The sequence below is a fragment of the Amycolatopsis circi genome, assembly GCF_003385235.1.
Classification (GTDB): Bacteria; Actinomycetota; Actinomycetes; order Mycobacteriales; family Pseudonocardiaceae; genus Amycolatopsis; species Amycolatopsis circi.
The window spans coordinates 11,320-26,800 of sequence record NZ_PQIA01000051.1; the positions used below are offsets into that span (position 1 = coordinate 11,320).

11 protein-coding genes are annotated in these 15,481 nt (G+C 70.4%); 8 read left to right on the top strand and 3 right to left on the bottom strand.

The genetic code is table 11. From position 1 onward, the window contains the following. Positions 1–637: 637 nt before the first annotated feature. From eccB to D0D37_RS22110, 3 genes are all read left to right on the top strand, one after another. Positions 638–2,251 carry a type VII secretion protein EccB gene (eccB, locus tag D0D37_RS22100; RefSeq protein WP_116202470.1) on the top strand — a complete coding sequence of 538 codons (1,614 nt, stop codon included), beginning with the start codon at positions 638–640 and terminating at the stop codon, positions 2,249–2,251. Between the two features lie 90 nt (positions 2,252–2,341). Beyond that, a complete protein-coding gene (locus D0D37_RS22105; RefSeq protein WP_162834385.1) occupies positions 2,342–2,650 on the top strand; it encodes a hypothetical protein in 309 nt (102 codons plus the stop codon). After that, complete coding sequence (locus D0D37_RS22110; RefSeq protein WP_116202472.1) at positions 2,647–3,693, top strand: WXG100 family type VII secretion target; 1,047 nt, start codon at positions 2,647–2,649, stop codon at positions 3,691–3,693. The genes D0D37_RS22105 and D0D37_RS22110 overlap by 4 nt, the downstream gene beginning before the upstream one ends. A 135-nt stretch (positions 3,694–3,828) precedes the next feature. Here D0D37_RS22110 and D0D37_RS22115 read toward each other — a convergent pair whose 3' ends face one another. Together D0D37_RS22115 and eccD are read right to left on the bottom strand one after the other, a co-directional pair. Then, positions 3,829–5,475: a S8 family serine peptidase gene (locus D0D37_RS22115; protein WP_116202504.1), complete on the bottom strand. Its 1,647-nt coding sequence runs from the start codon at positions 5,473–5,475 to the stop codon at positions 3,829–3,831. An 8-nt stretch (positions 5,476–5,483) separates the two neighbouring features. Then, the gene (gene eccD, locus D0D37_RS22120; protein ID WP_116202473.1) at positions 5,484–6,884 is read right to left on the bottom strand and encodes a type VII secretion integral membrane protein EccD; all 1,401 of its coding nucleotides are present in this window, start codon (positions 6,882–6,884) and stop codon (positions 5,484–5,486) included. 329 nt (positions 6,885–7,213) lie between these two features. Here eccD and eccCa point away from each other — a divergent pair, with 329 nt between their 5' ends. The 5 genes from eccCa (at position 7,214) to D0D37_RS22145 (ending at position 14,591) form a co-directional block, all read left to right on the top strand. Next, entirely contained in the window at positions 7,214–11,233 is a 4,020-nt protein-coding gene (gene eccCa / locus D0D37_RS22125; protein ID WP_116202474.1) for a type VII secretion protein EccCa, read from the top strand. 43 nt (positions 11,234–11,276) lie between these two features. Further along, positions 11,277–13,307, top strand: a complete 2,031-nt coding sequence (locus tag D0D37_RS22130) for a type VII secretion-associated protein (RefSeq protein ID WP_116202475.1) — start codon at positions 11,277–11,279, stop codon at positions 13,305–13,307. A gap of 10 nt (positions 13,308–13,317) precedes the next feature. Beyond that, positions 13,318–13,677, top strand: coding sequence for a hypothetical protein (locus tag D0D37_RS22135; RefSeq protein WP_116202476.1), 360 nt, complete (start codon positions 13,318–13,320; stop codon positions 13,675–13,677). A gap of 241 nt (positions 13,678–13,918) precedes the next feature. Next, on the top strand, positions 13,919–14,239 hold the full coding sequence (locus D0D37_RS22140; protein WP_116202477.1) for a WXG100 family type VII secretion target: 321 nt from the start codon (positions 13,919–13,921) through the stop codon (positions 14,237–14,239). A 61-nt stretch (positions 14,240–14,300) separates the two neighbouring features. Beyond that, the gene (locus tag D0D37_RS22145; RefSeq protein WP_116202478.1) at positions 14,301–14,591 is read left to right on the top strand and encodes a WXG100 family type VII secretion target; all 291 of its coding nucleotides are present in this window, start codon (positions 14,301–14,303) and stop codon (positions 14,589–14,591) included. A gap of 166 nt (positions 14,592–14,757) precedes the next feature. Here D0D37_RS22145 and D0D37_RS22150 read toward each other — a convergent pair whose 3' ends face one another. After that, on the bottom strand, positions 14,758–15,459 hold the full coding sequence (locus tag D0D37_RS22150; RefSeq protein ID WP_116202479.1) for a DUF4333 domain-containing protein: 702 nt from the start codon (positions 15,457–15,459) through the stop codon (positions 14,758–14,760). Between the last annotated feature and the right edge of the window lie 22 nt (positions 15,460–15,481).

A 15,481-nucleotide genomic window follows, 5' to 3' on the forward strand; every position in this document is an offset into this window, starting at 1 on the left:
CCCCAGGTCCGCCCGGACCGCCAGGGCCACCGGGTCCACCAGGGCCGTTGCCGCCGGGACCGCCCGGACGCGGACCGCCGGGTCCGCCGCCGGGACGTCCAGTGCGCGGGCCGCCGGGTCCACCAGGGCCGGGGCCGCCAGGTCCGCCGGGCACGGGGCCGCCAGGACCAGGCTTAGGCCCGCCGGGGCCTACGGGACCACCAGGCTTGGGACCGCCCGGGCCGGGAGCGCCGGGTCCGCCGGGCTTCGGAATGCCGGGTCCGGGAGTGACCGGTCCGCCGGGCCGTCCGGGACCGCCGGGTCCACCCGGCCCGCCGGGAACCCCGGGAGGGGGAGTACGAGGAGGCATGCCGGGACCGCCGGGAGCCGCACCGGGTCCGCCGGTTCTGCCGGGCCGCTGCGGCGGACCCGGGGGACGTCCCCCGGGAGGCGGTGGCGGTCCCTGCGGACCAGGCGGACGTGGAGGCGTGCTGACGGACATCCGCGCGTTCTCTTCCCCTCGTGAGTGCTGCGTACCCGGAAAGCCGGTCCCGGGATGCCTGACCCTAACCGGAGTTGGTAGAAACCCCACACCAGACGGTCCCCGTACGGCTATCCTGCGGAACCGTACCGCGACGGGGAGGACTGTAGGTCGAGAATGCCATCAACGCCCACGACTAAGTCTCAGGTTCAGGCATACAAGTTCGTCCTGCGCAGGATGCAGTCCGCGCTGGTCCGCCGTGACGCGGTGATGTTGCACGACCCGATGCGCTCGCACGGGCGCGCGACCGCGGTCGGCGTCATCCTCGGCGTGCTGGGCGCCGTCGTTTTCGTGCTGTGGGGCCTGTTGAGCCCCGCGCCCGCGGTGCCGCAGTCGGACAACATCGTGATCGGCGAGCAGTCCGGCACCGTGTATGTCGTCACGGGTAACCCGTCGCGGCTGATCCCCACCTTCAACCTCGCGTCCGCGCGGCTGATCCTCATGGCGCAGAAGCAGCAGAGCAGCCAGGGACAGCCGGGCGGCGGCCAAGGCGGTCAGCCGCAGCAGGCGGCCGACGTGAAGAACCCGACTGTCGTCTCCGATGAACAGTTGAAGAACATGCCGCGCGAGAAGCTGACCGGCATCCCGGACGGGCCGCAGCTGCTGCCGTCGGCGGACCAGCGGATCACCCCCAACTGGGCGGTCTGCGACGAGGTCGTGCTCGACCCGTCGCTGCCGCAGCCGGACTCGGTCAACAAGACCAACACTGACGTGATCGCGGGCATCGACAAGCTCGGCGGCGAACTGCAGGCGAACCAGGCGCTCCTCGGCGACGCCGGGAACGGCAAGACGTACCTCATCTACCGGTCGAACGCGAACACCGTGCGCGCCGAGGTGCCGTCCGGCTCCAACGACCCGGTGCGGTCCGCGCTGCATCTGCCGACGAAGTCGCGCAAGGTGTCGCAGGCCCTGCTCAACGCGATTCCCGAGGTCGCCAAGCTGATCCCGCCGCCGGTGGCCGACGAGGGTTCGACGCCGTCGAGCAGCTTCGACGGCCTGACCGTCGGAAACGTCTTCTCGACCCAGCCGACCGGCGGGGCGCAGGAGTTCTGGCTCATCGCGAAGAACGGCATCCAGAAGGTGTCGCCCGCGGTCGCGGACATCGTCCGCACGGCGAAGAGCGGCGGCACGGCCACCACGCCGGCGCTGGGCCTCGACAAGATCAACAACGTCAAGGTGCTGCAGCAGGGCGATCCCGGCTACGTTCCGGTCGACACCTACCCGCAGGTCGTCCCGGCCGTTCTCGACGCCGTCCAGGATCCGGTGGCGTGTCTCGGCTGGACGCTCAACGCCGACCACAGCCAGGCGCACACCTCGGTCTACATCAACAAGCAGCTCCCGGTGGAGAAGAACGCCGACGGCACCTCGAAGATCATCAGCGTCAGCAACACCGGCCCGAACGGCGTGCCGATCACCGGCTTCTACATGCCGACCGGATACGGCGCGGTGGTGCAGTCGGCCACCGAGACGAGCGCGACCTTCAACAAGGGCCCGATCCAGCTGATCTCCGACCGCGGCATCCGCTACGGCGTGCCGGACGCGGCGACCGCGGACGAACTCGGGCTGAACAACCGGCTGCCGGCGCCGGAGTCGATCATCGGGCTGTTGCCGACCGGGGCGTCGCTGAACGTGCAGAACGTGATGAAGCAGTTCGACTCGGTGCCGATCGACCCGAACGCCGGCTCGTACAAACAGCAGGCGGCCGGACAGCAGCAACCCGCCGGGAACTGACGGCGGGTTCCGTCCGTCACACTCGGACACAGCCGGGTGAGCGGAGGGTTGAACGTGACAGCGCCGGGAAGCAGTCCAGGGGCAAGCGCCGTGCGGATCGACGGCGCGGTCGTCGGCGGCTACGCGGCGAAAGTCGCGCGGGCGGCCGACGAACTGGAAACCGCCGCGGGCGAGGTGGGCGCGGGAGCGACCACTGCCGAGGCGTACGGCGAGGTGGGCGCGCGGCTGGGCGTGCCGGAGTCGTACGCACAGGCTTCCCGGGCGTTGCGCGGCCAGCTCACCGCCGGGGTGGCCGCGCTGCGGTCGGTCACCGCGGCGCTGGAGCAGCTCACCACCGGCCACGCCGAGCGGGACGCCGACGCGGCCGAGCGGATCGAGCGCGCCGGGAGGATCTCGTGACGGAGCCGTCGTTGGCGTACGTGACCGAGCTTGCCCGCGAGCTGGGCGTGAACGATCCGGTCGCTGCCTACTACCAGCCGCTCACCGGCCGCTGGGAGGAACTGGACGCGGAGGCCGAGAGCCTGCGCGCCGCGGCCCGTACGGCGGCCCGGGTGTCCACGGACCTCGCGGACGATCTCGGCCGGATCGACGCGTCGTGGTCCGGCCCCGACGCGGACGCGTTTGTCGCTTACCTTGGCGAAATCCGCGCCGCGAGCGAGGGCGCGGAGGACGCGCTCGACGCGCTCGCCGGCTCGATCGACCAGCTCACCGAATCGCTGCGCAAGATCGCGGGCGCGGCGGAGGAAGTGCTGGTCGACGCGGCTGATCTGCTTTCCGAATCGGCGATGCTGCCCAGCGGCGGCGCTTCCCGGGCGCGTTCGCAGATGCGGGAGACCGAGCAGTCGCTGAAGTCCTTGCACGAGGCGGCCGAGGACGTGCTGCGCGAGTTCGGCCGGTTGTGCGCCGGGGTGGACGCTCCGGCGGGGAGCCCGTCGAGCATCGAGCTGCGGCACCACTATCCGGCGGAGCAGTTCCGGCTGCACGACGCCGACGCGCCCGCGAGTGCCCCGGCGGGTGCCGCTGCCGGGACCAGTCCGTCGGCCGACGCTGCGGCGGGGGAGTCCACAGTGGCCTCTTCAGGCGATTCGGTGAGCCCGTCCGCGGCGGAGGATTCCCACCACGGCAAGGAAACCGCCGCCGATCCGCGGCTGGAACAGGGCCAGGCGGGCATTCCGCCGGTCGAGCCGGTCGCCCCGGCCCCGCAGCCCGCGGCGGCGAATCAGGGCTCCGGCACGTCGATGATGCCGATGATGGGCTTCGCCGGAATGGGCGGCGGAGGCGGTGGCGGCGGAAGCTCGCAGCACAAGCCCAGGCAGCGCACGGCGGCGAAGACGTCCGAGATCTTCGGCGAACCCGCGCAGGTGACTCCGCCGGTGATCGGCCAGGACCCGCCCGCGCGACGCCCGGAGAAGGACGGGAAGCCGCCGAAACCCGGAAAGTGACCAGGAAGGCCGCCGCCGCGACTCCGCGGCGAGCGGCCTTTTCCGTGCCTGGAACCGGGCGCTCTCCATTGTGGACAAACAAAAGGGCCGCTCCTCGCGATGATCGCGGGGAGCGGCCCTCTTTTCGTGCCTGAATTACCGGGCCGGCGGCGCCCCGGACCGCTTCCGCCGGATCGTGTGCACCACGAACAGCGTGATCAGCAGCGCCGCCACGCCGCCGCCGGTGCCGGCGAGCGCGACGATCATCGGCGTCGAGCTGATGCCGTCGGCCGGCGGCAGCTTGGCCTCCTGCACCACCGGCTTCGGCAGCGAGAGGTTGCCGGTGTCGCCCGGCAGGTTCGCGGTGAGCGCGGCGACCGGGTCGATCACGCCGTAGCCGACGAAGTTGTCGCGTCCGCCGGGAGCGGCCGGGTGCTGCGCGGTCGCCTTGAGCCGCTTGACCACGTCGCTCGCCTTCATGTGCGGGTACATCGAGCGGACCAGCGCGGCGACGCCCGCCACGTACGGCGCGGCGAAGCTGGTGCCCTGGATCGGCGACGGAGAGCCGTTCGCGATGGTGAGGTTCGCCAGTCCGGTCGAATGCTCCGCCGGGTCGAGCGACACGATCTTGGTGCCCGGCGCGGCGACGCCGACCCACGGGCCGTGCACGCTGAACGGCGCGATGCCGCCGTCTTCCTGGATGGCTCCGACGGACAGCACGTCGTCGGAGAACCACGGCGGCGTGACGATCGACTTCGGCTTGTTCGGGTCGGGCTGGTCGTTCTGCGGGCAGTTTTCCGAGACGTTGCCCGCGGCCGCGACGACCACGATGTCCTTCCCTGCCGCGTAGTGCACCGCGGCTTGTACCTTGCGCTCGCCATCCTGGATGTCGCCGGGCGCGGTGCCCGCGCGACAGTGGTCGACCGACATGTTGATCACGCCGACCTGGCCGGCGTCGGCGATGCCGCGGATGATCTGCGCGAGCGTGTTCAGCGTGCCCGCGGTGCCTTGTTTCGCCAGATCCCGGCTGTCGCCCTTGTTGTCCTGCTGGGGCGACGTGCCGCTGCCGCCGCCGGTGCCGCCGCCCGAGGACGGGGGCAGTTGGCTGTTGCTGCTGCCCGCCGGGGGCTTCTGGCTGTCGCCGCTCGCGGGCGGCTGGCCGGATTCGCCGGACGGGGGAGCCGCGGGCTGCTGCGGGCTGTCGTCCTTGGTGTAGTTCTCGCTCAGCTGCCGGTAGGACACGATGTGCGCGTCCGGGGCGACGCCGATGAAGCCGACGTTCGGGTCCTGCGGGTTGCCCGCGATGATGCCGGCGACCTCGGTGCCGTGGCCGTCGCAGTCCTGAAGGCCGTCTTGCGCGCCGTTGTCCGGATGCGCGACGTAGTCCCCGCCGCTTTCCACCCGGCCCTGGAACCACGGATGCGGGGTGACACCAGTGTCGATCACGGCGACCTTCTGGTTGCCGCCGACCGATCCGGTCGCCGCGCGGACGATCTCCTGCGCCTTCGTCAGCTGCAGGTAGTCCTGGCCCCACGGGCGGGACTTGATCTCGACGTTCTGCCCGAGACTGCGCTGCACACAGTCGTTTTTCTTCTTGTACTTGGTATCCGGTCCGTGGCCGTCGGCAGGCGGCGCGTCGCCGAGACCCAGCGGCGGCGGGGTGGCCCAGGTGCCCGCGGGTGCGTCCGCCGTCTGTGCCGACGCCGGAGCCGCGGCGAACGGGGACAGCAGCCCGAGCCCGGCCGCGAACAGCGCCACCCCGGCGCGGCCGGGGAGGCCGAGCCTGCGGGGGAAGGAACGCATCGCGCGGCTCACTTGAGGTTGAGGTGTCGCAGCGTCGAGTAGAGGTCCATCACGCCGAGGGCGAGCGGCAGCACCACGGCGATGCAGATCGCCTCGATGATCTCCACCGTGCGCCGCAGCGGCGGCGAGAAACGCTGGTCCGGGAAGATCACGCCGACCACGAGGGCGGCCGCGGCGATCAGGATCAGCGCGCCGAAGACGTACAGCAGCCGCTGCTCGGCGGTGGCGGAGAAGAACAGCCAGCCGAGCAGGATTCCCGCCGCGGCGACCATGCCGGTGGTGAGCAGCGCGATGGCCTGCGCGCCGTTGGCGTAGGCGCGGGCGCGCAGCAGCAGGACCAGCGTGGCGACGACGCCGAGGATGACGCCGAAGGCGTTCGGCGCGGTGGCCGCGAGGACCGCCGCGCCCGCCGTGGTGGCGCCACAGCCGATCATCAGGCCGGTCATGTAGTCGTGCGCGACCGCGGTGCGCTGCTCGATCGCCTTGTAGTCCGGGAAGCCGGTGTCTTCCTTCAGTTCTTCGGCGGTGCTCGGCACGTACGGCAGCGGCAGCTTGGCGAGCCAGATGGTGGCGCGCGGCAGGAACGAGATGCAGCCCAGCGCGACGGCGACCGTGCCCGCCGCGACCGCCGAGGTGTCGGCGCCGGTCATGAGCGTCGCGACGAGGAAGGCGAGCGAGCCGAACACGCCCGCGGTGGCGGTCGCGATGAACACCCGGATGCCCGCGCCGACCACGAGGATGCAGACCGCCGAGACGATCAGCACCAGCACCGCGCCGAGCAGCAGGTTTGCCCGGACGGACAGTCCCGGCACGATGTAGAACCCGCTGACGAACGCCAGCGGAAGGCCGCCCGCCGACGCGATCAGCACGCCGGTGGCCTCGGCCTGGTAGGCCTTGGCGAGCGTGGCGCCAACCGCGACGCAGGCGATCGCGCCGAGGCCGCCGGCGATCGCCGGGCCGAGCGCCGAACCGCCGTAGAGGGAGCCGCTGAAGAACAGCGCCAGCGCGGAGAAGAACAGGGCGAGCCCGCCGGCGACATGGCCGAACCGGCGCGCGGTTTCTTTCGTCCACGGGCGGAAGGTGTCGGGGTCGGCCTCCGCGATGGCGTCGACCACGTCGTCGTACATCGGCGGCGGCGGGTTCTCGTTCCGCTTGCGCAACTGCAGCAGTTCGCCGTCGACCACGCCGAGGGACGCGAGCGTCCGGCTCGGGTCGAGCGGGGCGTCGCCGAGCTTGGCCAACGCCCACCCGCCGTGGCGGGCCCCGCCGTCCGGAGTGACCTCCTTGGCCATCTCCAGAAGCATGGGCAGCAGGTCGGCCACCGCCACGTCGGCCGGAAGCGCGACGTCGATGCGTGTCGTCGGTGCGACCACCGTGACCCTGCTGAATACCGTCGTGCCCGTTGCCACTAGATCCCCCGCTCTGAAAAGACAGCTCCCGGGGGAACTTATACCGAACCTGGTGACAGGTTTCAGCGCGTGTCCGCAAATCGTCGGCGAAAATACCCGTACCGGCCCGTTTGAGCCAGACCGAGCAGCGGGTTCGTCCGCCTGGTCCGTTAACTGTCGGTGGCGGTCCTTACACTCGGCCGCACTGGGAGGACGGGCCCCGCCGGGGGCCCGCGGAGGGGGTGCGAGATGCCGATCCTGGAGTTGGCCGGATTTCCGGGGCGACGTTCGATAGGTTGTCCCGCGCACCCGGGTGCAGGCGTCGAGCAGGAATAGAGGGGTCCTTCTAGATGAGCACGCTGCAGTTCAAGAAGTCGCCGCGGCTGGCCGCGCCGCGCCCGCCCGGCGGCGAGGTGCATCTCGAGCCGCCGCCCGAGGTGCCCCGCACGATCCCGGGAAGCATTGTCGCCAAGGCGATTCCGGCCGTGATGATCTTCGCGTCGCTCGGGATGATGGTTTTCATGTTCACGGCGGGCGGCGGGAAGAGCCCGACCACGATCATGATGAGCGGCATGATGCTGATGGGCACCGTCGGCATGCTCGCCGGAGGCGGCGGAAAGGGCGGCGGCCAGAAGAAGGCCGAGATGGACGAGGACCGCAAGGACTACCTGCGGTACCTCGGCCAGATGCGCGACCGCGCCCGCGAGGCGATGGTCGACCAGCGCGCCGCCCTCGAATGGGTGCACCCGGACCCGCAGTCGCTGTGGTCGCTCGCGGCGAGCCGCCGGATGTGGGAGCGCAGGCAGAACGACCAGGACTTCCTGCACCTGCGCGTCGGCCGCAGCTCGCACCGCCTCGCCACCCGGCTGGTCCCGCCCCAGACCGGCCCGGTGGACGAACTGGAGCCGATCGCCACCCTCGCGCTGCGCCGGTTCGTGCGCGCGCACTCGATCGTGCCGGACCTGCCCACCCAGATCACCCTCCGCGGGTTCGCGGCGGTCAGCATGCAGGGCGAGCGGCACCGCACCCGCGCGCTGACCCGCGCGATGCTGGCCCAGCTGGTCGCCTTCCACAGCCCGGACGACGTGATGATCGCGGTCGCCACCGCGGGCCGGGCGAAGGAGGAGTGGGAGTGGGCGAAGTGGCTCCCGCACGCCCAGCACCCCACGCTGTCCGACGGCATCGGCCAGCTGCGCATGATGGCCGGCTCGCTCAAGCAGATCGAAGACTGGCTGGACGAGGAGCTGCGCGACCGGCAGCGGTTCTCCCGCAACGCGACGCCCGCCCCGGACCAGCCGCACGTCGTGATCATCGTGGACGACGCCGAGGTCACCCGCGAGGAGCAGATCATCCTCGAGGAGGGCCTGGTCGGCGTCACCCTGATCGACCTTTCCGATTCGGTCGGCAACCTCGCCGCCCGGCGCGGCCTCCGGCTCGTGGTCGAGGAAGACCGGCTCGGCGCGCGCAGCGCGGGCGGGGTCGAATGGTTCGGCCGTCCGGACAGCCTCAGCGTGGTCGAGGTCGAGGCGCTCGCCCGGCTTCTCGCGCCGTACCGCGTCGGCGGGGGCGGCGGCCAGGACGTCAGCGACGAAGAGCCGCTGCTGTCCAACCCCTCGCTGCTGGAACTGCTCAGCATCCCCGGCGACCCGATGACGTTCGACGTCCAGCAGGCATGGCGGCCCCGGCCGATCCGCGACCGCTACCGCGTCCCGTTCGGCGTCGGCGAGTACGGCCAGCCGGTGGAGCTGGACATCAAGGAAGCCGCGGCGGAGGGCATGGGCCCGCACGGCCTGTGCATCGGCGCGACCGGTTCCGGCAAGTCGGAGTTCCTGCGCACGCTGGTGCTGGGCATGCTGGCCACGCACTCGTCGAGCACGCTGAACTTCGTCCTCGTCGACTTCAAGGGCGGTGCGACGTTCCTCGGCTTGGACAAGGCCCCGCACGTGTCCGCGGTCATCACCAACCTCGCGGACGAGGTCACGCTGGTCGACCGGATGAAGGACGCGCTGGCCGGCGAGATGAACCGTCGCCAGGAAGCGCTGAAGAACGGCGGCAACTTCAAGAACGTCTGGGAATACGAGAAGGCCCGCGAGAACGGCGCCGACCTCGACCCGCTGCCCGCGCTGTTCATCGTCTGTGACGAGTTCTCCGAACTGCTGGCGGCGAAGCCGGACTTCATCGACCTGTTCGTCGCGATCGGCCGGCTGGGCCGGTCGCTGCAGATGCACATGCTGCTCGCGTCGCAGCGGCTGGAAGAGGGCAAGCTGCGCGGTCTCGACTCGCACCTGTCCTACCGGATCGGCCTGAAGACGTTCTCCGCGGCGGAATCCCGCGCGGCGATCGGCGTGCCGGACGCGTTCGAACTGCCGTCGGTCCCCGGTGGCGGTTATCTGAAGTACGACACCTCGACCCTGGTGCGGTTCAAGGCTTCCTACGTCTCGGGCCCGTACCGGCCCGCGGGCATCAAGGCGGCCGGTCCGGCCGCCACCGTGGTGCGCGCCGACAAGCGGCCGCAGCTGTTCGTGCCGGACTTCGTGGAACTGCCGAAGGAACCCGAGCCGGAACCGGTTGCCGAGGAAGAAGAAGCTCCGAAGCCGAAGGAGTCCGAAGAGGCGGTCGAGCCCAGCGAGCTGGACGTCATCGTCAGCCGCCTGATCGGGCAGGGGCCGCCGGCGCACGAGGTGTGGCTGCCGCCGTTGAACGAGCCGAACTCGCTCGACACGATGCTGCCGAACCTCAACCCCACCGACGACCGCGGCCTGTCCCCGGTCGGGTTCTTCGGCAACGGCAGGCTGCAGGTGCCGATGGGCATCGTCGACCGGCCGTACGAGCAGCGGCGCGACTTCCTGTGGGCGGACTTCGCCGGTGCGCAGGGCCACGGCGTCATCGCGGGCGGCCCGCAGTCGGGCAAGTCGACCATGCTCCGGACGCTGATCATGTCGATGGCGCTCACCCACACCCCCGAGGAAGCGCAGTTCTACTGCCTCGACCTCGGTGGCGGCACCCTCGCCGGCCTCGCGGACCTTCCGCACGTCGGCGGGGTCGCGGTGGCCCGGCGCGAGCCGGACAAGGCCCGCCGGATCGTGGCCGAGCTGACCACGCTGCTGACCGAGCGCGAAGGCCGGTTCGGGGCGCTGGGCGTCGACTCGATGACGGAGTTCCGCAACCGGAAGCGCCGCGGGGAGATCCCGCCGGAGCAGGACCCGTTCGGCGACGCGTTCCTGATCGTGGACAACTGGCGGGCGCTGCGCGACGACTTCGAGGAGCTGGAGACGTCGATCACGCGGCTGGCCACGCAGGGTCTGGCCTACGGCGTGCACGTGATCATCTCGGCCAACCGGTGGGCGGACCTCCGGCCGGCGATCAAGGACATGCTCGGCACGCGGTTCGAGCTGCGCCTCGGTGACCCGACGGAGTCCGAAATGGACCGCCGGATCGCGGTCAACGTGCCTGCCGGGCGGCCGGGCCGCGGACTCACCCGCGACAAGCTGCACCTGCTCACCGGTCTGCCGCGGATCGACGGGTCGAGCGACCCGGAGACGGTCGCGGCGGGCGTCGCGGACGCGGTCGCGAAGATCCGCGGGGCGTGGCGCGGCCGGGTGGCTCCGCAGGTGCGCCTGCTGCCGGAGATGATCACCTACGAAGAGGTCCTGCAGATCGACCAGAAGCGGGACACGAAGCTGGTCCCGATCGGCGTCAACGAGGAAGACCTGCAGCCGATCTACCTGGACTTCGACGCGGACCCGCACTTCTTCGCGTTCGCCGACGGCGAGTCCGGCAAGACGAACCTGCTGCGGCAGATCGCGCGCGGCATCACCGAGCGCTACACGCCGCAGGAGGCCGTGATCCTGCTGGTCGACTACCGGCGCACGATGCTCGGGTTCCTCCAGGGCGATTCGCTGCTCGGCTACGCCGTGTCGTCGGCGCAGCTGGACAGCATGGTCCAGGACGTGGTCGGGTCGATGACGCGGCGGCTGCCGGGTCCGGACGTCACCCAGGAGCAGCTGAAGACCCGGTCCTGGTGGACCGGTCCGGAGCTGTTCATCCTTGTCGACGACTACGACCTGGTGGCCACGCAGTCCACCAACCCGCTCAAGCCGTTGTCGGAATTCCTCGCCCAGGCGAAGGACGTCGGCCTGCACTTGATCGTGGTCCGGCGCACCGGTGGTGCGTCGCGGGCGGCGTACGACCCGATCATCGGCAAGCTCAAGGAGCTGGCGGCCACCGGCATGGTGATGAACGGTTCCCGCGACGAGGGCGTGCTGATCGGCAACATCCGGCCGAGCGCCATGCCGCCGGGCCGGGGCAACATGCTGAGCCGCAAGAACGGGAAGCAGCTCGTGCAGGTGTCGTGGATCCAGCCGGACTGACCGGCCGGGGAGGAGCCGGCGCGCTTGACCGAAGGGGTGCCCGGTGACAGTGCGGGTCGCGATCGACTTCGGGACCTCGAGCACCTGTGTCGTCGTGTCGGTCAACGGCCGCGAACCGCAGGTCGTGGTGATCGACGGGCAGCCGCTGATGTCGTCGGCGGTGTACGCGGCGTCCGACGGCACGCTGTTCGTCGGCCAGGAGGCCGAGCGGCAGGCGGCCGTCGACCCGTCGCGCTACGAGCCGAATCCGAAGCGGCGGATCGACGAGGGCGATCTGCTGCTCGGCGATTCGGTGCTGCGGGTCATCGACGTCGTGCACGCGGTGCTGGACCGGGCGGTCGCTGAGGCGCGGCGCGTCGCGGGCGACGCCGAGGTGGATCTGCTGGTGCTCACCCACCCGGCGGACTGGGGCGCGATCCGCACCCGGCTGCTGCGCCAGGCTGCGGGCAGGCTGGCGCGCGAGGTGGCGCTGGTACCGGAACCGGTGGCCGCGGCGGTGTACCACGCGGCCACCTTCGCCCCGGAAGCTTCGCCGGGCGGCCGGACGGTCGAGTTCTCCGGCCGTCCTGGCGACGCGCTGGCAGTGCTTGATCTCGGCGGCGGCACGGTCGACGTCAGCGTCGTCCAGCGGTCACCGGAGGCCGCTCGCGCCGCGCGAGTGCCCGGTGCGCCGCCGCAGCGGGGCGGGTTCCAGGTGCTGGCGACCCGAGGCGATCCGAGTTTCGGCGGGGCCGACATCGACCAGGCGTTGCTGGAGCACGTCGGGTCGCTGGTGTCCGGCACGGATCCGCAGGCGTGGCAGCAACTGGTCGAGGGCCGCGAGCTGGCTGAGCGCCGGCGGCGCCGGGTCCTGCGCCAGGATGTCCGCGGCGCGAAAGAGACGTTGTCGCGGCACACGTACACCGATGTGCCGTTGCCGCCGCCGTTCGCGGACGCGCACGTGACCCGGGTGGACTTGGAACGGCTGATCGGAGCTCCGCTCGGCCGGGTGGTCGAGCTGACCAGCGCCGCGATCGCCGACTCGGGCCTGCGCCCGAAGCAGCTCGCGGCGATCTTCCTCGTCGGCGGTTCAAGCCGGATCCCGATGATCTCCCGGCTGGTGCACGAGCGCACCGGCGTGGTGCCGACGAGCCTGGACCAGCCGGAGACGGTCGTCGCGCGCGGCGCGCTCCGCGCGGTGCTGCTGGAACCGGACCGCACCGGCGTGCTGCCAGGTTCGTCGATCCCGGGGCAAACCGATCACCGCACCGAGATCGTCCGCGGGGACGCGCCGGCCCGGCGCGGCCTGCCGCCGGTGCCAAACGCGCTGAACGCGCCGCCGAACGTGCGGAACGCTCCGGTGCCGCCGCGCGGGTTCTCGCCCGCCGATCCGGCCAGGGGGCCGCAAAGCGCGCCGTTCGGTGCCGTAGCGCCCGGTGGTCCGAGTCCACTCCAGACTGGTCCGGGCAAGAACACGTTGGGACAGAACGGTTCCGGGCACGGGGCGTTCGCCGCTTCCGGCACGGAGCCGTCGGGCGACTCCGGCGGCAAGGCGAAGAAACGCCGTCGGCTGTGGTTGATCACCGCCGCGGTGGCGGTCGTGGCACTGATCGCGGGCGGCGTCGTGTACTTCGTCAGCAGCGGGGACAGCTCAGAGCAAGGCCGTTCGTTCTCCCAATACGATTTCAGCCTCATCGCGCCGAACGACTGGGTCCAGACCACCGACGAGGTCGCGGACCGGCAGGTGATCCTGCACCCGCAGGACGCCGAGCGAGGAAATGATCTCGTGCTCGCGCAGGAGTTCGTCATGGACTACGACGCGACTGCGGACCGGCAGAAACTCGTCAGCACGTTGCAATCCGGGGTGACCGGAAACGCGAACTACACTGCGTTCCGTTCCGATCTGACTTACGGTGGCCGGAGCGTGATCGGCTATGTCGAGAGCAAACCGGAACGGATTACCGTCCGCTGGTATGTGCTCGTGCAGGGGCGGATCCGGGTGCACGTCGGCTGCCAGTACCAGTCGCCGGCGGTGCAGCAGCGCGTCGACGCCGCGTGCGAGCAGGTGGTGCGCACGTTGAAGATCACCAGCTGAAGGAGCACTCGTGGCCTCCGAACCGGAATCCGCGCCAGCGGCATTCACCCGAGCAGGCCAGGACGCAGTCACTTTCTCGCGCCGCGTCGCGGGCACCGCGCTCGCGCGCAGCGAACGCCGCCGCGGCGAAAACCGGGAACTGCTGAAGGAGTTCGGCCGGCGTCGGCTTTCCGGTGCCGCGGAACCCGCGCCGTCCGCGTTGCGCGGGGCCGCCCGCCGGTTCCGCGCGGCCCGCGGATTGCCGATGCCGGCGGAACCCGCCGCTCCCGAGCCGGTTCCCGTTCGTCCCAAGATTTCGCCCGAACAGACACGGTCGAGTGAAGAGGACGAGGACTTTTCGCAGTCGCGAATCATGAGCCGGGACTCCTGAAATATTCCAGGAACCGGCTGTGCGTGTGCTAACCACGCTGGTGGACAAGGTTTTTTCGGGGGCGCCCGGAGATCGTTAACCCACCCGTTGCCGGGCGGTTCCCTGGTCCGGCGTTCCCGCAAGCAACTACTTGAGAAGAAGTCGCGACAAGTGTGAACCGAACTGGCAATGTCTTCGTCGTAGGTGCAGTGCCGGAAACACCAGCCGGCGCGCACAACCACTCACGAAGGGGGTAGTTCCCATGGCTGGCGGCTTCACTGGGGATCCGAAGGAATTCACTCAGGCTGAGGGGCGCGTTGTCGACGCGACCGGCCGGATGAACAAGAACCTGGGCGACCTGCGCTCCAACATCGAAGCGACCCGCGCGGGCTGGGAAGGCGACGCGCAGCGTGCCTTCGACAACGTCATGCGCCGCTTCGACGACTGCGGTCGTGGCCTCAACGACGCTCTGCACCGCATCGGCACCCTGCTTCAGGAAGGTGGCTCGATGTACGCCAAGAGCGAGGCGGCGCAGCACGAGCACATCAACTCGCTCAACAAGGGCTTCGGCGTTCTTGGCTGATCGGGACTTTCCCGTTCGGATTCGCCTTCCTCTTCATTCATTCTTCTGACAGGAGCTTGACATGCCTGACGGCCGTATTGTTGTAGACCCGGGTACGATCCACCGCGCCGCGGAGGACTGCACCGCCACCGGTAGCGAGCTGAAGAGCCTCTTCGACAACCTGAAGAGCGACCTCAACCCGCTGACCCACAGCTGGAGCGGTGAAGCGAAGGACCAGTACATCCAGGCCCAGAACGAGTGGGACCAGAAGTTCGACGAGTTCACCCAGCTTCTGGCGCAGATCGCCGCCGTGCTGCCGCAGATCGCGGACGGCTACCAGGCGACGGACCGCTCGGTGCAGAACCTGTTCTGAGCCAAGCCCCGAAACCACGGCGGGCCGGGCACCTTCGGGTGCCGGTCCGCCGTTTTCGTGTGCGGGTAAGGAATACGCCGATCAGTGCGGGGTGTCGACGGAGTATTCCGGCTTGCCGTTGAGCACCTTGGAGCGGTGGCCAGCACCAGGACAATCGCGCCGCCGGTCAGTGCGGTGCGCCGACCGAATATTCCGGCTTGTCGTTGAGCACCCGCACGGTCACCTTCTTCGGCTGTCCGCCGACCTGGACGGTGCAGTCGAACGTGGTGCCGTTCTCGATCGTCTGCCCGGACGGGCACGCGACGTTCTTCACGTCCGGTTCGCCGTAGTTCTCGTTGAGCACCTTGGAAACGCCGTCCTGCAACGACTTCTGGTCCAGCGTGTCCCCGCTGAACACTCCGGTCGCCCACGAGATCCCGGCCGCCGCGGCCAGCACCACGACGATCGCGCCGCCGATCAGGAGCGGCTTCTTCGACCGCGGTTTTCCTGGCTTGGCCGAGGAAAACGCGCCGAACCCGCCGTACTCGGACGGCTGGAATCCGCCGCCGTAGGGACTTCCGGTCGGCGGCTGTCCCGGCTGGCCTTGCGGCTGCGCCGGAGTCGGCTGGCTGGGCACTTGCCCAGGCCCGCCGTACGGCTGGGCCTGCTGGCCGTAAGGCTGCGCCGGATACCCCTGCTGCGGATACTGCGCGGGCGGAAACTGTTGCTGCGCCGGAGGTTGCGCCCACTGCCCGCCCGCAGGCTGCCCGCCCTGCCAGCCGGAACTGTCCACTTCGGACGGGTAACCCGGCTGTTGCTGCGGTGCGTTCGTCCCCGGCTGCCACCACTGCGGCTGCCCCTGCGGGTGCTGGTCGGGAGGCTGGGTCATCGGAGGTCACCTCGGGGTTCGA

Excerpts from the sequence above, each read along its gene's own strand:
- eccB (WP_116202470.1), top strand. The coding sequence starts at position 638 with ATGCCATCAACGCCCACGACTAAGTCTCAGGTTCAGGCATACAAGTTC.
- D0D37_RS22115 (WP_116202504.1), bottom strand. The coding sequence starts at position 5,475 with ATGCGTTCCTTCCCCCGCAGGCTCGGCCTCCCCGGCCGCGCCGGGGTG.
- eccCa (WP_116202474.1), top strand. The coding sequence starts at position 7,214 with ATGAGCACGCTGCAGTTCAAGAAGTCGCCGCGGCTGGCCGCGCCGCGC.
- D0D37_RS22140 (WP_116202477.1), top strand. The coding sequence starts at position 13,919 with ATGGCTGGCGGCTTCACTGGGGATCCGAAGGAATTCACTCAGGCTGAG.
- D0D37_RS22145 (WP_116202478.1), top strand. The coding sequence starts at position 14,301 with ATGCCTGACGGCCGTATTGTTGTAGACCCGGGTACGATCCACCGCGCC.
- D0D37_RS22150 (WP_116202479.1), bottom strand. The coding sequence starts at position 15,459 with ATGACCCAGCCTCCCGACCAGCACCCGCAGGGGCAGCCGCAGTGGTGG.